This window comes from Streptomyces sp. SID5469, from assembly GCF_009862865.1.
GTDB classification, from domain to species: domain Bacteria; phylum Actinomycetota; class Actinomycetes; order Streptomycetales; family Streptomycetaceae; genus Streptomyces; species Streptomyces avermitilis.
Genome location: NZ_WWIN01000001.1, coordinates 2,723,196 through 2,745,406, shown reverse-complemented (window position 1 = coordinate 2,745,406; position 22,211 = coordinate 2,723,196). Strand labels below are relative to the sequence as shown.

Sequence of the window (22,211 nt, the reverse complement as noted above, 5' to 3'; positions counted from 1 at the left end):
AGGGGCGGACCCGGAGTGACTCCGGGTCCGCCCCTTCTCTCCCGTGGGGGGCCCTCAGGACAGCAGTTCCACCTCCGCCAGGGTCGCCTCGGCCGTCGGGACCAGGCGGTAGTGGGCGTACTTGCCCGGATGCGCGATCGAGAACACCCGGGTCTGTCTGTCCCAGGTGAAGGACTCGTCCGTGCGCCTGTCGACCGTCGTCCAGTGCGTGCCGTCCGCCGAGGCCTCGAGGACCCAGCCGGCCGGCGCCGCCGTGTGGTCGGAGGACGACGTCAGCGTGTACTGGACCGCCTTCGTGCGGGCGGCGACCGGCAGTTCCACCGATGTCACGGTCGCGCTCGTCGCCGACGTGTCGTCGAAGAGCGCACCGCCACCCTTGATGGCGTCCGCCCGCGGCGACGGCACCTGGTCGCCCTTCGTGATCGACACCGGGCCCGCGCCGCCGCCGCTGCCCCACGACGACGGCTTCGCGCCCATGTCGAACGCCAGTACCCCGCCCTTCGCGATCAGCGAGTGGGGGAGCGAGGTCGACGTCCACTTCTTGCCGTTGACCTTCAGCCCCTGCACGTACACGTTCTTCGCGCTGTTCTTCGGCGCCTTGACGACCAGGTCCCGGCCGTTCTCCAGGTGCACCGTCGCCTTGGTGAACAGCGGCGAGCCGATGGCGTACTCGCCGCTGCCCATCACCAGCGGATAGAAGCCGAGCGCGGAGAACAGGTACCAGGCCGACTGCTCGCCGTTGTCCTCGTCGCCGTGGTATCCCTGCCCGATCTCGCTGCCGGTGTAGAGGCGGGACAGCACCTCACGGACGTTGGCCTGCGTCTTCCAGGGCCGGCCCGCCGCGTCGTACATGTAGTTCACGTGGTGCGCGACCTGGTTGGAGTGCCCGTACATGCCCATCCGGACGTCCCGTGCCTCCGTCATCTCGTGGATGACGCCGCCGTACGAGCCGACGAAGTCCGGCGAGGCCGTCTCCGGCGTCGCGAAGTACGTGTCGAGCTTCTTGGCCAGCGCTCCACGGCCGCCGTACAGGTTCGCCAGACCCCGCGAGTCCTGCGGTGCGGTGAAGGCGTACCCCCAGCCGTTCGTCTCGGTGTAGTCGTAACCCCACACGCGCGGGTCGTAGGTGGCCGAGTCGACCCGCCAGTCGCCCTTCCCGTCGCGGCCCTGGAAGAACCCGGCCTTCCCGTCGAAGAGCTTCACGTAGTCCTGCGCCCGGTTGAGGAAGTACGCGGCCTCCTCCTTGTACCGCTTCTTGCCGGTCTTCTTGTAGAGCGCCTGGCCCATCCGTGCGATGCCGTAGTCGTTGTTGTAGCCCTCCATCGCCCACGACAGGCCCTCGGACGTGTCCGTGCTCGTGTAGCCGAGGAAGGGCGAGGTGGCCATGCCCTTACGGCCCACCCCGGAGGACGGCGGTACGACCGTCGCGTTCTTCACCGCCGCGTCGTATGCCGCCTTCGCGTCGAAGTCGACGCCCTTCACATACGCGTCCGCGAACGCCACGTCCGACGACGTGCCCGTCATCAGGTCCGCGTACCCCGGCGACGACCACCGCGAGGTCCAGCCGCCGTCCTTGTACTGCTGCACGAACCCGTCCACCATCTCGCCCGCCTGACCGGGCGTCAGGAACGAGTAGGCCGGCCAGGTCGTCCGATAGGTGTCCCAGAAGCCGTTGTTGACGTACACCTTGCCGTCGACGATCTTCGCCCCGGTGTGCGTCGGGGTGTCCGGGCTCGGCATCGGCTGGAACGGAGACGCGTACCGGTACTTCGAACCGATCTTCTCGAAGCCGGAGTTGGGGTACAGGTACAGCCGGTACATGCTGGAGTAGAGGGTCGTCAGCTGATCGGGCGTGGCACCCTCGACCTCCACCTTGCCGAGCAGCTTGTCCCACTGCTGCTGGGCCCGGTTCTTGACCGTGGTGAACGAGGTGCCGTCCGGGATCTCCTGGCCGAGGTTGTCCTTGGCCTGGTCGACGCTGATCAGCGAGGTGGCGAGCCGCAGCGTGACGGTGTGGTCGGCGCCCGGCGCGAAGCGCAGATAGCCCTTGACCCCGGAGGACGCCCCCTCCTTGACCGGAGCGTCGAACACCCCGTACACGAACAGCCGCGTCGCCCCGGTCGACAGCCCCGACTTCACGTCGGAGTAGCCGGTGACGATCCCGTGCTCCTTGTCGAGCGTCAGCCCCGCCTGGTCCGTCACGTTGTCGAAGAGCACGCTCGCGTCGTCACCGGGATAGGTGAAGCGCAGCGCCGCCGCGTGATCCGTCGGCGCCATCTCCGCCTTGAGGCCGTTCTCGAACGTCACCCCGTAGTAGTACGGACGGGCCGTCTCGTTCTCGTGCCGGAAGGCGAGCGCCCGCGCGGTGCGCCCGGTGTCCGGGGTGCCGGACGCGGCCGACGGCATCACCTGGAACGTCTGCCGGTCGCCCATCCAGGGACTGGGCTCATGGCTCGCGCTGAACGCCTGGATGGTCGGCAGGTTGTCCGCGTTGTTGGACCGCGCGTAGTCGTACAGCCAGCTGAGCGAGCCCGCGTTGGTCACCGGCGTCCAGAAGTTGAAGCCGTGCGGCACGGCCGTCGCCGGGAAGTTGTTGCCACGCGAGAAGCCGCTGCTGGAGTTCGTGCCGCGGGTCGTCAGCGCGTAGTCGGACAGATGCGCCTTCGGCTTCTCGGGCGGCGCGGCCTTCAGCGCTATGTCGTCCAGCCAGCCGCGGAACTTCGCGGGTCCCTTCGGCGAGTCGTACGCCACCAGGATCCGGTCCACCGTCCTGCCCGCCGCGACCGACCCGATCCGCGAGACGACGTTGTTCCACTGGTTGACGTACAGGATCTTGGCAGCGCCCTGCCCCTGCGGGGTCAGCGCGAAGCCGTGCTGGTCCGTCGCCTTCAGGTCGCTCAGATAGGTGCCGTCCGTGAAGACCAGGTCGACGGAGACGTTCGTGGCGTCGTAGTCCCGGTCCTTGTCCGCCATCGAAGGGAAGATGCGGTACGAGAGCTCGGTGTCCCGCCCGACGCCCACATTGACGTCGAAGACCTTGTTGTACGAGTAGGCCCGCGCGTCGGCCTTGTGGGTTCCCGCGTACCGCAGCGCCCGCTTGCCGGTGAAGCCGGCGCCCGCCTTGGCGGTGGGGGAGCCGCTCGGGCCGCGGTCGACCAGCGAGAGCATGTCCTTGGGCGCCGGGTCGGAGGTGCCGCCCGTCGAGAACTGGACGTCGGCGAGCTGCAGGAGGTCCGCGCCGTGGTTCTTGGTGATGTCGAGCCGGAAGTGCTGGTACTCGGCCGGGCTCGCAAGGTCGTACGACTTCGTCTGGAACCGCTCGGCGAACGACTCGCCGGTGCGGGTGTCCAGGGTCTTCCAGTCCTTGCCGTCCGTCGAGCCCTGGAGGGTCCAGTCGGCGGGGTCGCGCTCGTCGGCGTCATTGGCCGACGTCAGCGCGTACGTCACCAGCTTGACCGGGGCGTCGAGGTCGAACTCCGCCCAGCCCGTGGGCGTGAACGTCAGCCACTTGGTGCTCGATTCGCCGTCGACGAGGTTCTCCTTCACCTCGCCCGCTCCGGTGTTCTCGGCGCCGGCCCGGACATCCGTGACGTGGTCGGTCACATTGCCCGGAATGCCGGTGCTGTAGCCGCCGTCCACCCCCGACGCCCGCTTCGAACCGTCCGCCGCCGTGTCGACGGTGCTGAGCCAGTCCGGGGCCGGCTCACCGGACTCGAACGAGGAAGCGAATTCCCGGTCGGCCGCCGCCGCTTGGGCGGGCCGGGCCACGGCCGCGCCCTGCGAGGCCACCACCAGAGCGAAGGCGGCCACCGCAACGACCGCCGAAGGACCGGGCCTGCGCCCGGAACCGGGTCTGTACCCGGATGTCAAACCCCACCTGTGCCGAGCTCCGTGCTGCATGCGCGAGCACCCTCCCTGCGCCTCGGAATGAAATGGACAACGTTGTCAACTTCGCGGGCAAGCACCAGTAGGGGTTCAAGTGGCCGGTGCTGTCAAGGGTGTTGGATGTGGCATCCGGGTCCCATAGCGCGCGAAGCGCCACGTATCGCGCGCATTCCGAGGGGCCCGAGCAGTGTCGATCTTTGCTCGGGCAACACACAGTCGGCTCATATTTCCGCGAGGTCTCAACTCGGAAAAGACCCAAGGCCCACCGTGCGTTCGATGTTGCTCCGCTGGCAAGAAGTGGACTATACCTGTCGGCGTCCGCCTAGTCGTTCGACGGCTGTGGACAGGCAGGACCCGGGGGGAATCGGGAGGCGGCGGACCGTTCGGAGCACGCGTGACTGCCGTGCCGTCCCACTGAATCCCTCATGCACGACCCCAGCTTCACCATCACCGCGGTGCCGGGGAGGATCCGGTTCACCGCCTGAGTCCTGGAGAAGGCGAGGACTTGAGCATGGGATCCACTTCCGCCGAGAACCGCAACACCGGAGGCATCGGCCGCCGCGACCTGATCAAGCGGTCCGCCGCGCTCGGTCTGATCTCCGTACCTACGATGAGCTTCTTGTCCGCTTGTGCGAGCAGCGACAGCGGTTCCGAGGACAAGGCCAAGACCGGCAAGAAGACGAAGAAGAACCCGCTGGGCGTCAACGAGACCGCCGCGCTGTCGGTCGTCATCTTCGACGGCGGTTTCGGTACGAAGTACGCGACCGACGCGAACGCCGAGTACAAGAAGGCGTATCCCAAGGTCACGATCGATTTCCACAAGACCCAGAAGATCCAGTCCGAGCTTCAGCCCAAGTTCAACGGCGGCACTCCGCCGGACCTGATCGACAACTCGGGCGCCCAGCAGATGGACATGGGTGTGCTCGTCGGCAAGAAGCAGCTGACCGACCTCACGCCGCTCCTCGACGCGCCGTCGATCGACGACCCGGCGAAGAAGGTCCGCGACACGCTGCGCCCCGGGATCGTGGAGATGGGCCAGTTCGACGGCGACCCCGTCTGGATCATGTACTACGCCTACACGGTCTACGGCGTCTGGTACTCGCAGACCGCCCTCGAGAAGCTCGACTCGACGTACCCCGAGGACTGGGACGCCATGCTCGCGCTCTGCGCGAAGGCGAAGAAGAAGGGCATCGCCGGCTGGACGTACGCGGGCAAGTACCCGTACTACCTGCCGTTCTCGCTCTACCCCTTCATCGCCAAGATCGGCGGCCGCGAGGTTCTCGACAAGATCGACAACCTGGAGCCGAACGCCTGGAAGGACCCGGCCGTCAAGTCCGCCTTCGAGGCGTACTACGAGCTCTACAAGAAGGGCTACATCCTCAAGGGCACCCCGGGCATCGACCACATCCAGTCGCAGACCGCCTGGGCCAAGGGCAAGGCGCTGTTCATCCCGAACGGCTCCTGGGTGGAGAACGAGTCCGCGAAGGTCATCCCGGCGGACTTCAACCTGGCGGTCAGCGGTCCGTCCGGCCTCGACAGCTCCGACAAGATGCCGTTCGGGACCATCTGGGCCTCCGGTGGCGAACCGTTCATCGTTCCGGCCAAGGCGAACAACCCCGCCGGCGGCATGGAGCAGCTCCGCATCATGCTCAGCGAGGCGTCGTCGAAGAACTTCACCAGTCAGGTGAAGTCGCTCACCGCGTTCAACGGCGGTACGGACGGCATCGAGCTGACCCCGGGCCTCAAGTCCGGTGTCGCGGCCCTGGACAAGGCCGGCGACAACGTGGTCAACCCGCGCCTCCAGGACTGGTACGTGAAGCTCCAGAAGGAGCAGATCGGTGTCTCCGGTCTCGGCGAGATGATGGCAGGGCGGCTCACCCCGGCCGAGGCCATCAAGAAGATCCAGGGCTACGCGGACGCGGCTGCCAAGGACCAGTCCATCAAGCACTACAAGCACCAGTAGCAGCACGTGCGGACGCGTCACCAGCGGCGGCACCCGCGAAACGATCGGGGTCGGTAACCATGCAACACGGCAAGTACCGTTTCATTGTGGGGTTCTTGGTGGCCCCCTTGGCGCTGTACGCGATCTTCGTGATCTGGCCGTTCATCCAGGCGATCTACTACTCGTTCACGGACTGGACCGGTCTGAGCCCCGACTTCAAGATGGTCGGCTTCGCGAACTACACCAGAATGTTCGACGACGACATCTTCTGGAAGTCGTTGCGGCACAGTCTGGTTTTCGCCTTGCTGCTGCCGCTGGTGACGCTGAGCCTCGCGCTGTTCTTCGCCTTCATGCTCAATGTCGGTGGGCGGCGCCGTAAGGGCGCCGCCATCACCGGAGTGCGCGGCTCGGGTTTCTACAAGATCGCCTACTTCTTCCCGCAGGTGCTGTCGATCGCGATCGTCGCCCTGCTCTTCCAGTTCGCGTACAACCCCAACGACGGTGTGATCAACGGGACTTTGCAGGCCATCGGTCTCGGAAGTGTCCAGCCGGACTGGCTGGGCGACCCGAATCTCGCCCTCTGGTGTGTGATGGCGGTGCTCCTGTGGAGCACGGTCGGGTTCTTCGTGGTGCTGTTCTCCGCGGGAATGGCGTCGATTCCGAAGGACTTCTACGAGGCCGCTCTCCTCGACGGCGCGAGCCGGTTCACCACGTTCTTCAAAATCACTCTTCCACTGCTCTGGGACACCGTGCAGTCCGGATGGGTCTACATGGGCATTCTGTCTCTCGGCGCCGAGGCATTCGCCGCCGTGCAGATCATGACGGTAGGTCCCGGTGGTCCCGACTACTCGACCACGGTCCTTCCGCTGTACGTGTACCAATCGGCGTTCCGCGACGCGAACGCCGCCTACGCGACAACGATCGGTGTCGCCCTCCTCGTCGTCACGCTGCTGTTCGCGGCGATCGTGATGAGGCTGGGCCGGCGCGAGCGGCTGGAGTACTGATGAAGACCACTGACACCCCGCCTCCGGTGGACCGGATCGAGGACCGTCCGCGAGTGACGAAGACAGCGGCCGCGCGGAAGAAGGAGAAGAGCAGCGAGGGCGGCGTCCTGAACGTCTTCTCGCACGGTGTCCTCATCCTCTGGGCGATCATGGTCGTTCTGCCGCTCCTGTGGGCGGTGATGACGTCCTTCAAGGATGACGACTCCATTTTCAGCTCGCCCTGGTCGCTGCCGGACAAGCTGCATTTCGAGAACTGGTCGCGCGCCTGGTCACAGGCTCACATGAGCGACTACTTCGGCAACACGCTCATAGTGGTGGGCTTCTCGCTGGTCGGCACGCTCGTGCTCGGCTCGATGGCGGCCTACGTTCTCGCCCGGTTCGACTTTCCGGGCAACCGCTTCATCTACTTCCTCTTCGTCGGAGGAATGAGCTTCCCGGTCATGCTCGCCCTGGTGCCGTTGTTCTACGTACTGAACAACATGCGGCTGCTGAACACGCTGCCGGGCCTGATCCTCGTCTACATCGCGTACTCGCTGCCGTTCACGGTCTTCTTCCTGACCTCTTTCTTCAGGACGTTGCCGACGTCGATCGCCGAGGCGGCGTTCGTGGACGGCGCGTCGCACACCCGGACGTTCTTCCAGATCATGCTGCCGATGGCCAAGCCGGGCCTGATCAGCGTGGGCATCTTCAATTTCCTGGGGCAGTGGAACCAGTACATGCTCCCGACGGTGCTGAACACCGACCCGGACAAGAAGGTGCTTTCCCAGGGCCTCGTAGAGCTGGCGACCAGCCAGGGGTACAAGGGCGACTGGTCGGGCCTGTTCGCGGGTCTGGTGATGGCCATGCTCCCCGTGCTGGCGGCGTACATCATCTTCCAGAGGCAGGTCGTGCAGGGACTGACGGCGGGCGCATTGAAGTAGGGGAGCGTGCGGCGGGGGCCGGAAGGCGACCGGGCGGGCGCTCGTCTGCGCCGTAGGGGCGGCCGGGAGCGCGACAAGGTGTGAACGACCGGAGCACCTGCTCGATCGTTCACGGCCGAAAGGGTGACACCTCGCACGTGGTCCGGATTTTGCTGCTGTGACGTGAGACACGGGCGGTATCGACCCTGTCGCAGCCGGTTTTCCATCGGGGCGCGGCCCTCACGCGCGCTCATCCGCGTCGGATGCAGCTCAACCTCTTGACGGGAGGTAACCCAAACGGCTCAGCTTAGAGTTCACTAGTTGGACATAGGCGGGGCCTCATCGTGGCGGCCTCGTACGCGGGAGGTCGTCGTGGAGACTCCGGGGTCGCAGTCGTCCCTGCATCGAGCCAATCTGGAGCGCGTCGTACGTGCGGTGCGCCTTGCCGGGTCGCTCACGCAGGCGGAGATCGCGAGGACGACGGGCCTGTCCGCGGCGACGGTCTCCAATATCGTGCGGGAGCTCAAGGACGGCGGGACCGTCGAGGTCACGCCCACGTCGGCGGGTGGCCGCAGGGCCCGCAGCGTCTCCCTCAGCGGCGACGCCGGCATTGTCATCGGCGTCGACTTCGGGCATACGCATCTACGCGTCGCGGTCGGAAACCTGGCCCACCAGGTGCTCGCCGAGGAGTCCGAGCCGCTCGATGTGGACGCCTCCGCCGCACAGGGCTTCGACCGGGCGGAAGAGCTGGTCAGCCGCCTGATCGCGGCAACCGGGGTCGACCGGTCCAAGATCGCGGGCGTGGGCCTCGGTGTGCCGGGCCCGATCGATGTCGAGTCGGGCACCCTCGGCTCCACCTCCATCCTGCCGGGCTGGACCGGCGCGAAGCCCGCCGAGGAGCTGCGGGGGCGGCTCGGCGTGCCCGTGTACGTGGACAACGACGCCAACCTGGGCGCCCTGGGCGAGCTGGTCTGGGGCAGTGGCCGGGGGGTCAAGGACCTGGCGTACATCAAGGTGGCGAGCGGTGTCGGGGCCGGGCTGGTGATCAGCGGCAAGATCTACCGCGGCCCCGGCGGCACAGCGGGCGAAATCGGCCATATCACTCTCGATGAATCAGGCCCCGTCTGCCGCTGCGGCAACCGCGGCTGCCTCGAGACCTTCACGGCGGCGCGCTATGTGCTGCCGCTCCTCCAGTCCAGTCACGGCACCGATCTGACCATGGAAGGCGTGGTCAGGCTGGCGCGGGACGGCGATCCGGGATGCCGGCGGGTGATCGCCGACGTCGGCCGTCACATCGGCAGCGGAGTCGCCAATCTCTGCAATCTGCTCAACCCCAGCAGGGTGGTCCTCGGCGGCGATCTCGCCGAGGCCGGGGAGCTGGTCCTGGGGCCCATCAGGGAGTCTGTCAGCCGGTATGCGATCCCCAGCGCCGCACGTCAACTCTCGGTGCTTCCAGGGGCACTTGGGGGCCGCGCCGAGGTGCTCGGAGCGCTCGCTCTCGCGTTGAGCGAGATGGGCGATTCGACCCTTTTGGATGGCACGCTTTCCGCGGCCACCCCTGCCTTCACTTAGAGAACGCATGGCACCGTTGCCATCTCGTTAAGTATTTACTTCTTGACGTCGCACGTGTGGCCGAGTTGACTTCCAGCCACCTCGGCCGCAACGTCGCGGCCTCGTCAGGGAGGTTTCTGAAGTGAACACGCGTATGCGTCGTGCCGCCGTTGCTGTTGCCGCTGGTGCGATGGCCGTTTCGCTGGCCGCCTGTGGCAGTGCCAAGGAATCCAAGGGTGACAGCGACACCTCGAGCTCGAAGAAGGGCGACGCGATCACGGTCGGCCTGCTCCTTCCGGAGAACCAGACCGCGCGTTACGAGAAGTTCGACTACCCGATCATCAAGAAGCAGGTCGCGGACCTGACCAATGGCAAGGGCAAGGTCGTCTACGCCAACGCCAAGCAGGACGCCACCACGCAGAGCCAGCAGGTCGACACGATGGTCACCAACAAGGTGGACGTGCTGATCGTGGACGCGGTGGACGCCAAGGCGATCGCCAACTCGGTCAAGAAGGCCAAGGACGCCGGCATCCCGGTCGTCGCGTACGACCGCCTGGCCGAGGGCCCGATCGACGCCTACACCTCCTTCGACAACGAAGAGGTCGGCCACGCCCAGGGCAAGGCCCTCCTGAAGGCGCTGGGCTCCAAGGCCAAGCCCTCCGCCAAGATCGTCATGATGAACGGCGCGATCACCGACCCGAACGCCGCCTTCTTCAAGAAGGGCGCGCTTGCCGAGCTCAAGGGCAAGGTCGACATCGCGAAGTCGTACGACACCAAGGAGTGGAAGCCGGAGAACGCCAACGCCAACATGGAGGGCGCCATCTCCGCCCTCGGCAAGAAGAACATCGTCGGCGTCTACTCCGCCAACGACGGCATGGCAGGCGGCATCATCCAGGCGCTCAAGTCCGCGGGCATCTCCGTCCCGGTCACCGGCCAGGACGCCGAGCTCGCCGGTGTGCAGCGCATCGTCACGGGTGACCAGTACATGAGCGTGTACAAGTCCTACCCGCAGGAGGCCGCCGTGGTCGCCAAGATGGCCGTCGCGCTCGGCAAGGGCGAGAAGCTCGACTCCATCGCCACGAGCAAGGTCGACAGCCCGACCACCAAGCAGGTCCCGTCGGTCATCGTCCCGGTCATCTCGCTGACCAAGGACAACATCAAGGACACGGTCATCAAGGAAGGCTTCTACACGGTCGCCGACATCTGCACGGCGAAGTACAAGAAGGCCTGCGACAGCATCGGTCTCGAGTAAGCAGCTGCACGTCCCTTACCGCGTACGGGAATTCGCCCCCGGATTCCCGTTCGGGACGTGCCTGCTCCAAGCCCCTCCGGCGCCCCGCATCCATCAGCCCCGCAAAGCTAGGGCGGGGCGCCGGACGGAACTCCCCCTCCAAACTTCTGCACAACCTCCCGCCGGGTCAGGCGGCGAAGGAGATGGTTCACGTGTCCGCTACGCCCGTGCTGGCGTTGCGCGGGGTCTCCAAGCGGTTCGGTGCCGTCCAGGCGCTCACCGACGTAGAGCTTGAGATCCACGCCGGTGAAGTGGTCGCCCTGGTGGGCGACAACGGCGCCGGAAAGTCCACGCTGGTCAAGACGATCGCCGGCGTGCATCCCATCGATGAGGGCGTCATCGAGTGGGACGGCAAGGCCGTACAGATCAACAAGCCGCACGACGCCCAGAACCTGGGCATCGCGACGGTCTACCAGGACCTCGCGCTGTGCGACAACATCGACGTGGTCGGCAACCTCTACCTGGGCCGGGAGCTGCGCAAGCGCGGCATCCTGGACGAGGTCGAGATGGAGCGCCGCTCCCGTGAGCTGCTCACCACGCTGTCGATCCGCATCCCCAGCGTGCGCATCCCGATCGCCTCGCTCTCCGGCGGTCAGCGCCAGACCGTGGCCATCGCCCGCTCCATGCTCGGCGAGCCCAAGCTGGTCATCCTCGACGAGCCCACCGCGGCCCTCGGTGTCGAGCAGACCGCACAGGTCCTCGACCTGGTGGAGCGGCTGCGCGAGCGCGGTCACGCGGTCATCCTCATCAGCCACAACATGGCTGACGTGAAGGCCGTGGCCGACAAGGTCGCCGTTCTGCGCCTGGGGCGCAACAACGGCGTCTTCGAGGTCAAGTCGACCTCGCAGGAAGAGATCATCTCCGCCATCACGGGTGCCACGGACAACGCCGTGACCCGTCGTGCGGCCCGCAACGGGGAGGCTCAGAAGTGAGCATCGAAAAGACCTCCGCGACCGCGGACCAGGCCGCCGTCGAGAACCCGGAGGCGGCCGCGGGATCGGACGTCGCCGTCGACCCCCGGCTGCTCGTGCGCGAACGAGGCTTCGCCGGCTACATCTCCGAGTTCAAGCGGAAGATCCGCGCCGGTGACCTGGGCTCCCTCCCGGTCGTCGTCGGCTTGATCATCATCTGGGCGATCTTCGCGAGCCTGAACTCGAACTTCCTCACCGCGGGCAACCTCTCCGACATCTCCGTGGCGATGGTCGGTACCGGCATGATCGCCGTCGGCATCGTCTTCGTGCTGCTGCTCGGCGAGATCGACCTCTCCGTCGGTTCCGTCAGCGGTGTCGCGGGCGCCGCCTTCGCGGTCCTCAACGTCACCCACGGCATGCCCGAGTGGCTGGCGCTGATTCTCGCCATCCTCACGGGTACGGTCGCGGGCGCCATCCACGGCTTCGTCTTCGCGCGCATCGGTGTGCCGGCCTTCGCCGTCACCCTGGCGGGTCTGCTGTTCTGGAACGGCTTCATGCTCCAGATCCTCGGCAGCAACGGCACGATCAACCTGGACAGCTCCGGCCTGGTGGCCAAGCTGAGCGGTTACTACTTCAGCGACGTGGCGGCGGCCTACGGTCTCGCCGTGTTCGCCGTGGCGGTCTTCTTCCTCACCACGTTCTTCGACAACCGCCGCCGTGAGGCCGCGGGGGTGCCGTCCCGTCCGCTGAGCGAGATCATCGTCCGTACGGTGCTCCTCGCCGTGGTGGCCTTCGCCGCCGCCGCCGTCTTCAACCAGTACAAGGGCCTGCCGCTGGCCGTCGTCCTGTTCCTGGCGGTCCTGGTGATCACGGACTTCGTGCTGCGCCGCACCGCGTACGGCCGCAAGATCTTCGCGCTCGGCGGCAGCATCGAGGCGTCCCGCCGTGCCGGTATCAACGTCGCCGCGGTCCGTATCTCGGTCTACGCGATCTCCGGCACCTTCGCCGCCATCGGCGGTCTGTTCATCGCCTCCAAGATCGCCTCGGCGAACCAGGGTGCCGGTGCCGGTGACCTCCTGATGAACGCCATCGCGGCGGCCGTCATCGGCGGTACCAGCCTGTTCGGCGGCCGCGGCCGCACCTGGAACGCGCTGCTCGGTGTGCTGGTCATCGTCTCGATCCAGTACGGCCTGGCCCTTCAGGGCATCGCCTCGCCGGTCCAGTACATGATCACCGGTGGTGTACTCCTCGCGACCGTCGTCATCGACGCGGTCACCCGCAAGACCCAGAAGTCGGCGGGCCGCGCGTAAGCGCTCCGCCGAACACCGGGGCCCCGCGCGTCCTGCGGGGCCCCCTCCCGGACCTGTGCCCGGCACCAATGGCGGTGCCGGGCGCAGCCGTGTCCGAACGATTCCGGCCGATCGTATGGTGTACGTGGCCGGGGCCGGACGCCACCCGGCACAACGGAACATTAGACTCGACGGACCCGGCAACAGCTCGAACAGCTCTACTGCAAGGAGGCACGGGTGCCGCTGCTGACCCGCATCAGGGGACCGCGCGATCTGGACCGGCTCAGCCTGGAGCAGCTGGACCAGCTGGCAGAGGAGATCCGGACCTTCCTCGTCGACGCCGTCTCCAAGACCGGCGGCCACCTCGGCCCCAACCTCGGCGTGGTCGAGCTCACCATCGCCCTGCACCGCGTCTTCGACTCGCCCAAGGACCGGGTGCTCTTCGACACCGGGCACCAGTCCTACGTCCACAAGCTGCTCACCGGCCGTCAGGACTTCTCCAAGTTGAAGATGAAGGGCGGCCTGTCCGGCTACCCCTCGCAGGCCGAGTCCGAGCACGACGTCATCGAGAACTCGCACGCCTCCACGGTCCTCGGCTGGGCCGACGGCCTCGCCAAGGCCAACCAGGTGCTCGAACGCGACGACCACGTGGTCGCGGTCATCGGCGACGGCGCCCTCACCGGCGGCATGGCCTGGGAGGCGCTGAACAACATCGCGGCCGCCAAGGACCGCCCCCTCGTCATCGTCGTGAACGACAACGAGCGCTCGTACGCCCCCACGATCGGCGGCCTCGCCAACCACCTGGCCACCCTGCGCACCACGGACGGCTACGAGCGCTTCCTGGCCCGCGGCAAGGACCTCCTGGAGCGCACGCCGGTCGTCGGCAGGCCGCTCTACGAGACCCTGCACGGCGCCAAGAAGGGCCTCAAGGACTTCATCGCCCCGCAGGGCATGTTCGAGGACCTCGGCCTCAAGTACGTCGGGCCGATCGACGGCCACGACATCGAGGCCCTGGAGTCCGCGCTCGCCCGCGCCAAGCGCTTCGGCGGCCCGGTCATCGTGCACTGCCTCACCGAGAAGGGCCGCGGCTACCAGCCCGCCCTCCAGGACGAGGCCGACCGCTTCCACGCCGTCGGCAAGATCCACCCCGACACGGGCCTGCCGATCGCCTCCTCCGGCGCCGACTGGACCTCCGTGTTCGGCGAGGAGATGGTCAAGCTCGGCCAGGAGCGCAAGGACATCGTCGCCATCACGGCCGCGATGCTCCAGCCGGTCGGCCTCGACAAGTTCGCCAAGGTCTTCCCGAAGCGGGTGTACGACGTCGGCATCGCCGAGCAGCACGCCGCCGTCTCCGCGGCCGGCCTGGCCACCGGCGGACTGCACCCCGTCTTCGCCGTCTACGCCACCTTCCTCAACCGCGCCTTCGACCAGGTCCTGATGGACGTGGCCCTGCACAAGTGCGGTGTCACCTTCGTCCTGGACCGCGCGGGCGTCACCGGCACCGACGGCGCCTCGCACAACGGCATGTGGGACATGTCCATCCTCCAGGTCGTGCCGGGCCTGCGCCTGGCCGCGCCGCGTGACGCCGACCAGGTCCGCGCCCAGCTGCGCGAGGCCGTCGACGTCGACGACGCGCCGACCGTGGTCCGCTTCTCCAAGGGCGCGGTCGGCCCGGCCGTCCCCGCCGTGGGCCGGATCGGCGGCATGGACGTCCTGCGCGAGCCCGGCACCGACGCCCCGGACGTGCTCCTCGTCTCCGTCGGCGCCCTCGCGCCCATGTGCCTGGAGATCGCCGGCCTCCTCGACAAGCAGGGCATCTCCGCGACCGTCGTCGACCCGCGCTGGGTCAAGCCCGTCGACGAGGCCATGGCCCCGCTCGCCGAGCGGCACCGCGTGGTCGTCACCGTCGAGGACAACTCCCGCGTCGGCGGCGTCGGCTCGGCGATCGCGCAGGCCCTGCGCGACGCGGGCGTGGACGTACCGCTGCGCGACTTCGGCATCCCGCCGCGCTTCCTCGACCACGCCTCCCGGGGCGAGGTCATGGCGGAGATCGGCCTGACCGCGCCGGACATCGCCCGCCAGGTCACCGGGCTCGTCTCCAAGCTCGACGGCCGCTTCGAGCGCCCGACGGCGGAGATCGACTCGGTGGAGCCCGCGCGCGACTGACGCATCCAGGTGGGCCGGTTTCAGCACCCTTTACGGTGGTGGAACCGGCCCATTCGCGTGACACCCCCCGTGCCGGGGCATACGGACCACGCCCCCTCTCGATCATGTCGGGGACGACGCAGCGTGGGAGGTACGCCCGTGAGCAGCACCCTCTTCAGGACGAAGAAGGTCGAACAGTCGATCCAGGACACCGAGGAACCTGAGCACGCGCTCAAGAAATCCCTGTCCGCGTTGGACCTGACCGTCTTCGGCGTCGGTGTCATCATCGGTACCGGCATCTTCGTCCTCACCGGCAAGGTCGCCAAGGAGAACGCCGGGCCTGCCGTCTCGCTGGCGTTCGTCGCCGCGGGCATCGCCTGCGGACTCGCGGCGCTCTGCTACGCGGAGTTCGCGTCCACGGTCCCGGTGGCGGGGTCCGCGTACACCTTCTCGTACGCCTCGCTCGGCGAACTGCCCGCCTGGATCATCGGCTGGGACCTGGTGCTGGAGTTCGCGCTCGGCACGGCGGTGGTGGCCGTCGGCTGGTCGGGGTACGTGCGCTCGCTCCTGGACAACGCGGGCTGGCATCTGCCCGACTACCTCAGCGGGCGCGAGGGGGCCACCGGGTTCGGCTTCGACATCCTCGCCGCCGCGCTGGTGCTCGTCCTCACCGTCATCCTGGTCATCGGCGTGAAGCTGTCCGCCCGGGTCACCACGGTGGTCGTCGCGATCAAGGTCACCGTCGTCATGATCGTGATCATCGCGGGTGCCTTCTTCATCAGCGGCGACAACTACAAGCCGTTCGTCCCCAAGGCCGAGCACGTGGCGGCGGGCAGCGGAGTCAAGTCCCCGCTGGTCCAGCTGATGTTCGGCTGGGCACCCACCAACTTCGGAGTGCTGGGCATCTTCACCGCCGCCTCCGTCGTCTTCTTCGCCTTCATCGGTTTCGACGTGGTGGCGACGGCGGCCGAGGAGACCAAGAACCCGCAGCGGGACATGCCGCGCGGCATCCTGGGCTCGCTCCTCATCTGCACCACGCTGTACGTGGCCGTGTCGATCGTCGTCACGGGCATGCAGAAGTACACCCGGCTCTCCATCGACGCCCCGCTCGCCGACGCCTTCAAGGCCACCGGACACCCCTGGTACGCGGGCGTCATCAGCTTCGGCGCGGCCGTCGGTCTGACGACGGTCTGCATGATCCTGCTGCTCGGCCAGACCCGTGTCTTCTTCGCGATGAGCCGCGACGGACTGCTGCCGCGGTTCTTCTCCCGCGTCCACCCGAGGTTCCGCACCCCGCACCGGCCGACCATCCTGCTCGGCGTGATCATCGCGATCGTCGCGGGCTTCACCAGCCTCAGCGAACTGGCCGAACTGGTCAACATCGGCACGCTCTTCGCCTTCGTGGTGGTCGCCATCGGCGTCATCATCCTCCGTCACACCCGCCCCGACCTGCACCGCGCCTTCCGCACCCCGCTCGTGCCGTTGGTGCCGATCCTGTCGGTCCTCGCCTCGCTGTGGCTGATGCTGAACCTGCCCGCCGAGACCTGGATCCGCTTCGCGGTCTGGATGGTGATCGGCTTCGTCGTGTACTTCCTGTACGGGCGCTCGCACAGCCGCCTCGGACGGGAGCAGGCGGCCGCGGCCGGTCGGACGCCGACGCCGTCGGGCGGCGACATCGAGTAGTCCCGGTCGGCGACACCGAGTAATCCCTGTCTTCGACGCCCCGGCCCCGTATGTCCCGCTTCGGTGGAGACCGCGGGGCCGGATAGCGTGCTCCGTATGCTCGTCGAGCCCCTTGACGCACCACGTTCCGTAGTCGCACCGAGGAGGGAGCGCGGGTACTGGAGCCGGCTGCTGCCCCCGCTGACGGTGCTGGCCTGTCTGACGCGCGTCCCCTCGTTCGTACGGCCGCTCTGGAGCCCCGACGAGGGCTATCTCGCCGTACAGGCCCGGATGCTGGCGGGCGGCGGAGAGCTGTACGAGACGGTCGTGGACCGCAAGCCGCCGCTGCTGCCGTGGCTGTACCAGGGCGCGTTCGCGGTGTGCGGCTCCGGGTCGCTCACCTCCGTGCGGGTGCTCGCGGTGCTGGCACAGCTGCTGACCGCGGTGCTGCTCGCGTCGCTGGCGAGGCGCCGCTGGGGCGACGGGGCGGGCCGTACGGCGGGCGTCCTGTATCTGCTGGCCTCCGTGGGGCTCAACCCCCAGGACGCGCAGGCCGCGACCTTCGAGGTGTTCATGCTGCCGTGCACGGCCGCCGCGATGTGGTGCGCGGACCGGCGCCGATGGGGCGCGGCGGGGGCGGCCGTCGCCTGCGCCTTCCTGGTGAAGCAGACGGGCGGCGCGGTGCTGGTGCCGGTGGTGTGGCTGCTGTGCCGCGGCGGTGTGTCACGGACGGGCCTGGTACGGCTGGGAGCCGGGGCGATCGTGCCGGTGCTGGGCGCGGCTGTGCTCACCGATCCGGCGGGCTTCGTGTTCTGGACGGTCACGGGATCGGGCGCCTACGCCGCCTTCACCGGCTCCGAACTCCACGTACTGACCCGGGGACTGACCAACACCGCGATCCTCGCGGTGGCCTGTGCCGGGCTGATTCCCCCGGTGGTCCGCGTCCTGCGCCGGGCCCGTACGGGCCCGGCGGAGCTGTGGCTGTGGCCGGCCTCGTCGGCGGTGGCGGTGCTGCTGGGCTTCCACTTCTTCGGCCACTACTTCCTGCAACTCATCCCGCCCGTCGCGCTGTTGGCGACGGCCGCGTTGCAGGCCCTGCCGCGCGACCGCATGGTGACCGCGGTGTTCACCTCCGCGTGCTGCTGCACGCTGTTCCTGACGTGGGGTCTGCTGGCGCCCCGCTCCGACCTCGCCCACGCCGAGCGCCTCGCGGACGCGGTGGTCCGCCGCACGGCACCCGGCGACCCGGTCCTGGTCTGGGGCATACACCCGGAGACGTACTGGCTCGCCGACCGTGCCCCCGCCAGCCGCTACCTCACGGCGGGCCTCCTCACCAACTACAGCGGAGGCCGCGACGGGCCCCAGGTCGGGGAGAGGTACGCGGTCGAGGGCGCCTGGCCGGCCTTCCGCGCGGAGCTGGCCGCGCACCCGCCGGCCCTGATCGTCGACGACTCCCGGGACAAGCCGTACCGGCCGGAGCGGGTGCCGTCGCTGCGGCGGATCCTGGCGGCCGGGTACGAGGAGGTGGGGCGGGTGGAGGGGGCGGTGCTGTACGCGCCCGCGTCCGGACGGGACTGACGTGGCGCGGTACGCGGGGCGACGTCGTCGACGGCCTCGGCGATCTCGTCGTACCGGTGATCAGGACGGACCGAGCACCGCCCGGGGCCCGGCCACCTCGGCCCCCGACTCGCGTACCCTGCGCCGCAGTTCACGGTCGGCGGTGACCACGAGGCGGTCGCGCCCGGCCGCCTCGGCGGCCAGCTCGGTGATCCGGTCGTCCCCGCTGCCGGGAGCCGACTCGACCCGTACACCGGGCACGGACTCCACACCGCGTGCCGCCCCCTCGACCACGAGCACGATCTCCACCGGCCCCTCGGCTCCCGGCACCCCGTCCCGCGCGAGCCGGTCCCGCAGCCGTTCCGCCGCGCCCCGGCGGTCGCGCCACCAGCCGTCGGGGACGGAGCCGATGACGTTGGCGGCGTCGATGATCACAAGAGTCGTCACGCGTTTCCTCCTGGGCCCTGGGCGGGGTTGCCGAGTCCAGTGTGGGCGCTGGGACGGAAACGGGCGAATTGCCCTGGTGCCCCGCGGCCGGCGCGGGGCCCGGCCGTCGGGCCGTCACGAAGCGGACGACGTCCCGCCGGTCGCGGGTGACTTCTTCGCCGACTCCGGGATGGTCGCGTCCGTTCGGAGCGCCTTCCAGAGCGTCGTTGCCTGCGGCTCGGCGGCCACCACCCGGTTCGGGTCGGCCTTGTCGTACGCCACCGGAAGCATGATCGTCTCCATGGTGGACGGGTCGACGCCGTTCATGCTGCGGCCGAACTCGGCCAGCTTGGTGAGGGAGGCGAGACCGGAGTCCGTGGTGAGCGACTCCGTGAGGTTGTTGGCGATCTTGTACGCCTTCGTGGGGCTGCCCAGCAGATCCTGCTGCTTGATCTCGGAGAGCAGGGCGAGCATGAACTCCTGCTGGAGGCCTATGCGTCCGAGGTCGCTGCCGTCCCCGATGCCGTGCCGGGTGCGGACGAACTGAAGGGACTGGGTGCCGTTGAGCTTGTGGGTGCCGGCGGTAAGGTCCAGGCCGCTCGACGTGTCGTGGATGTCCTGGTCGACGGTGACGGTCACACCGCCTATGGCGTCCACGAGCCCCTTGAACCCGGCGAAGTCGATCTCCACGAAGTGGTCCATCCGCACCCCGGACATCTGCTCCACGGTCTTGACCACACACGCCGGACCGGCCTGCGAGTAGACCGAGTTGAACATCACGCGCTTCGCCGAGGCGAGCGTGGAGCCGTCCGACTTGGCGCACTCGGGACGGGTCACGAGGGTGTCGCGGGGGATGCTGACGGCGACGGCCTTCTTGCGGCCCTCGGGTATGTGCATCACCAGAGCGGTGTCGGAACGCGCCCCGGAGACCTTGCCCGTGTTCAGCGAGGCGTTCTTGCCGGCACGCGAGTCGGAGCCGAGGACCAGGATGTTCTGGCCGGAGGTGGCCAGCTTCTCGGGCCGGTCGTCCCCGAGCGCCTTGTCGATGTCGACGCCCTCGATGTTGTTGTTGAGGTCGCTGTAGAGCCAGTAGCCGGTGCCGGCCGCCGCGAGGACGAGGATCAGCAGGGCGAGCAGGATCTTCCGGCCTGTTCGGCGGCCTCCGGGCCGCTTGCGTCCGCGACCGCCGCGTCCGCGGGGTGTCTCACCGGTGCTTCGGCGCTGGGGCGTCGAGACATGGCTCATCCTGCCTGAGTCCTCGCTTGTCGTGCCCCTGAGGGCGGTGCTGAACGGCGTGGGGACCCGGGTGGGGGGAGTGGCCGGTCCGTGATCTGCCTGACTGAGCCTGCACTATAGACAGGTATTCAACTGTTCATGGTTGGATCGTGATGTATTCGTGAACAAGACCGAAAGAAATAGTATGCGGCCATGACTTGGTTGATCACAGGCGGGGCAGGGTTCATCGGGGCGCATGTCGTCCGCACGATGCTGGAGGCGGGCGAGCGGGTCGCCGTGTACGACGATCTGTCGACCGGAGACCCGGGCCGGACCCCTGAGGGAGTGCCCTTCGTGAAGGGCTCCACGCTGGACGGCGGGCTGCTCCGGCGCACCCTCGCCGACCTGCACATCACGGGTGTCGTTCACCTCGCGGCGAAGAAGCAGGTCGCGGAGTCGGTCGAACGCCCGCTGTACTACTACCGCGAGAACGTCCACGGGCTGGAGACCCTGCTGGACGCGGCCGCCGAAACCGGTGTGCGGAACTTCCTCTTCTCCTCCTCGGCGGCCGTGTACGGCATGCCCGATGTGAAGGTGGTGACGGAGGACACACCCTGTGCCCCCATCAACCCCTACGGCGAGACGAAGCTGGCGGGCGAGTGGCTGGTGCGTGCCGCGGGCCGCGCGCACGGCATGACCACCGCCTCCCTGCGCTACTTCAATGTCGCGGGGGCCGCCGACGAACGCCTCGCGGACACCGGGGTGTTCAACCTGATCCCGATGGTGTTCGAGAAGCTCACCCAGGGCACGGCGCCGGTGATCTTCGGTGACGACTACGACACCGAGGACGGCACCTGCGTACGGGACTTCATCCACGTCGAGGACATCGCCTCCGCCCATCTGGCCGCGGCGCGTGCGCTGACCGGCCGGGAGCCCGGCAGTGATCTGACGGTCAACATCGGCCGCGGTGAGGGTGTCTCCGTGCGCGAGATGATCGAGCTGATCGGCGAGGTGACCGGTTACGGTGCCGACGCGGCACCGGTGTCGGCCGCCCGCCGGCCCGGTGACCCGGCCCGGGTGGTCGCCGCGGCCGATCGCATCCAGGCGGAACTCGGCTGGTCGGCCCGGTACGACGCGCGCGCGATGGTCGCGTCGGCGTGGGCGGGCTGGTGCGCGCGGCATCCGCAGGCGCGGCGCTGACGGCCGGGCCGTCTCTCTACGATCCGGCGTGCGGGCCCCCGAAAGGACCGGGGGCCGACGCCTTGGGAAGGACGACGAAGACCATGCGGGCCACCTCCGCGCGTGCGAACGGGCAACGGCAGCAGCCGGTGGGCGAGGAAGCACTAGACCTCGCCGACCGGCCGGCGGCCGTGCGGTCGGGGCCGTGGCTCCTCCCCGGACACGACGGCCGGCTCCTCGCGTACGCGCTGGTGGACCAGGCGGTACTCCGCTGGACCGAGCGCCGGCCCGGCGGCCCCGACTGGCTCGGACCGGACGTCCTGCCGGCGAAGGGCCTGTCGCATCTCACGGTCGCCCAGGGCCGTAACCGGTACGCGCATCTCCTGGGCCGCCGGGTGCGTCCCGCGAAGGACGGTTCGCTCACCGTGGACCTGGTCTACGCGATCCAGTACCAGGCGGGCCGCCCCTTGAGCGAGTGGCGGTCGATCGGCAACCCGCACGCCAAGCGTGAACGCACCGCGCTCATGGGAGGCCCGACCGCCGCCGTCAACACCGCGGGCACCCTGTACGTCTTCGTGCCCACGGCGGAGGGCCGGGTCGCCGTCCGGCGGGAGGACACCCAGGGGCGCTGGGAGCCCTGGCTCGATCTCCAGGTGACCGCCGCGGTGGACACTCCGGCGGCCGTCTCGACGTCGACCGGACACGTGGAACTTCTCGCCCCGGCCCGCACCGGCGCTCTGACCTGGCATCAGCCGGAGCCGGGGGCGGTACTGCGGCGCGGGCACGACTTCGGCGTGATCCCGCTGCCCGGATCCGTGACCGGAGCGGAGACCTCTCCCGGCCGGGTCACGTACTTCCTGACCGATGTGCGCGGCGGCATGGTCGCCGTCCGCGCGGGGGAGTGGCCCGTTCCGCTCGGCGGGGACCCGGGCGACGGACGGCACGCGGTGGTGAGCACCACCCTCGACGGCTACCCCTGCACCGTGCTCGCCCACCGGGGCGCCGAGGGGCGCATCATGCTCGGCGTCTGCGTCGCGGAGGACGAGGGCAACGGAGTGTGGTGGACGGACACCGGCACGGCCTGCCTGGGGGATCCTGTCCTCGCGCTCGACGGGCGGGGGCGGGTGGTGGTGCTGGCCGTCGCCGCCGACGGCTCGCTGACCCTGGCCCGCCAGGAGGACGGACCGGGGCTGACACTCAGCACCTGGAGCCGGATATGACCCGGGTCGCCGCGGCACCCGGGGAGAGGGACGTG

At 68.6% G+C, this 22,211-nt stretch carries 15 protein-coding genes; 12 read left to right on the top strand and 3 right to left on the bottom strand.

The features are described from left to right. Positions 1-54: 54 nt before the first annotated feature. Positions 55-3,795 carry a GH92 family glycosyl hydrolase gene (locus GTY58_RS11805; protein ID WP_037650052.1) on the bottom strand — a complete coding sequence of 1,247 codons (3,741 nt, stop codon included), beginning with the start codon at positions 3,793-3,795 and terminating at the stop codon, positions 55-57. A 601-nt stretch (positions 3,796-4,396) separates the two neighbouring features. On the opposite strand from GTY58_RS11805, the gene ngcE reads away from it, so the two are divergent. The 10 genes from ngcE to GTY58_RS11755 all read left to right on the top strand — a co-directional run bounded on the left by ngcE (position 4,397) and on the right by GTY58_RS11755 (position 18,157). Next, a complete protein-coding gene (gene ngcE, locus GTY58_RS11800) occupies positions 4,397-5,848 on the top strand; it encodes an N-acetylglucosamine/diacetylchitobiose ABC transporter substrate-binding protein (RefSeq protein ID WP_037649989.1) in 1,452 nt (483 codons plus the stop codon). A gap of 59 nt (positions 5,849-5,907) precedes the next feature. Continuing rightward, the gene (locus tag GTY58_RS11795) at positions 5,908-6,831 is read left to right on the top strand and encodes a sugar ABC transporter permease (RefSeq protein ID WP_010983690.1); all 924 of its coding nucleotides are present in this window, start codon (positions 5,908-5,910) and stop codon (positions 6,829-6,831) included. After that, positions 6,831-7,751: a carbohydrate ABC transporter permease gene (locus GTY58_RS11790; RefSeq protein ID WP_010983689.1), complete on the top strand. Its 921-nt coding sequence runs from the start codon at positions 6,831-6,833 to the stop codon at positions 7,749-7,751. Before GTY58_RS11795 ends, GTY58_RS11790 begins: the two co-directional genes overlap by 1 nt. A gap of 351 nt (positions 7,752-8,102) precedes the next feature. Beyond that, positions 8,103-9,302 carry an ROK family transcriptional regulator gene (locus GTY58_RS11785; protein WP_010983688.1) on the top strand — a complete coding sequence of 400 codons (1,200 nt, stop codon included), beginning with the start codon at positions 8,103-8,105 and terminating at the stop codon, positions 9,300-9,302. 121 nt (positions 9,303-9,423) lie between these two features. Then, on the top strand, positions 9,424-10,533 hold the full coding sequence (locus tag GTY58_RS11780; RefSeq protein WP_010983687.1) for a substrate-binding domain-containing protein: 1,110 nt from the start codon (positions 9,424-9,426) through the stop codon (positions 10,531-10,533). Positions 10,534-10,715: 182 nt separating this feature from the next. Next, positions 10,716-11,504 carry an ATP-binding cassette domain-containing protein gene (locus GTY58_RS11775; protein ID WP_010983686.1) on the top strand — a complete coding sequence of 263 codons (789 nt, stop codon included), beginning with the start codon at positions 10,716-10,718 and terminating at the stop codon, positions 11,502-11,504. Continuing rightward, positions 11,501-12,793 (top strand): ABC transporter permease, encoded by a 1,293-nt coding sequence (locus GTY58_RS11770; protein ID WP_010983685.1) that lies wholly within the window; start codon positions 11,501-11,503, stop codon positions 12,791-12,793. Before GTY58_RS11775 ends, GTY58_RS11770 begins: the two co-directional genes overlap by 4 nt. A 216-nt stretch (positions 12,794-13,009) precedes the next feature. Then, positions 13,010-14,938: a 1-deoxy-D-xylulose-5-phosphate synthase gene (gene dxs / locus GTY58_RS11765; protein ID WP_010983684.1), complete on the top strand. Its 1,929-nt coding sequence runs from the start codon at positions 13,010-13,012 to the stop codon at positions 14,936-14,938. A 138-nt stretch (positions 14,939-15,076) separates the two neighbouring features. Then, positions 15,077-16,600 carry an amino acid permease gene (locus GTY58_RS11760; protein ID WP_010983683.1) on the top strand — a complete coding sequence of 508 codons (1,524 nt, stop codon included), beginning with the start codon at positions 15,077-15,079 and terminating at the stop codon, positions 16,598-16,600. 96 nt (positions 16,601-16,696) lie between these two features. After that, positions 16,697-18,157, top strand: a complete 1,461-nt coding sequence (locus tag GTY58_RS11755; protein ID WP_037649993.1) for a glycosyltransferase family 39 protein — start codon at positions 16,697-16,699, stop codon at positions 18,155-18,157. A 60-nt stretch (positions 18,158-18,217) separates the two neighbouring features. On the opposite strand, the gene GTY58_RS11750 is transcribed toward GTY58_RS11755, so the two are convergent. Together GTY58_RS11750 and GTY58_RS11745 are read right to left on the bottom strand one after the other, a co-directional pair. Beyond that, positions 18,218-18,583, bottom strand: a complete 366-nt coding sequence (locus tag GTY58_RS11750) for a hypothetical protein (protein WP_010983681.1) — start codon at positions 18,581-18,583, stop codon at positions 18,218-18,220. Between the two features lie 114 nt (positions 18,584-18,697). After that, on the bottom strand, positions 18,698-19,807 hold the full coding sequence (locus GTY58_RS11745) for an LCP family protein (RefSeq protein WP_010983680.1): 1,110 nt from the start codon (positions 19,805-19,807) through the stop codon (positions 18,698-18,700). 183 nt (positions 19,808-19,990) lie between these two features. On the opposite strand from GTY58_RS11745, the gene galE reads away from it, so the two are divergent. Further along, positions 19,991-20,977 carry a UDP-glucose 4-epimerase GalE gene (galE, locus tag GTY58_RS11740; RefSeq protein ID WP_010983679.1) on the top strand — a complete coding sequence of 329 codons (987 nt, stop codon included), beginning with the start codon at positions 19,991-19,993 and terminating at the stop codon, positions 20,975-20,977. Positions 20,978-21,060: 83 nt separating this feature from the next. Next, positions 21,061-22,176: a hypothetical protein gene (locus GTY58_RS11735; RefSeq protein ID WP_037649994.1), complete on the top strand. Its 1,116-nt coding sequence runs from the start codon at positions 21,061-21,063 to the stop codon at positions 22,174-22,176. Positions 22,177-22,211: the final 35 nt, after the last annotated feature.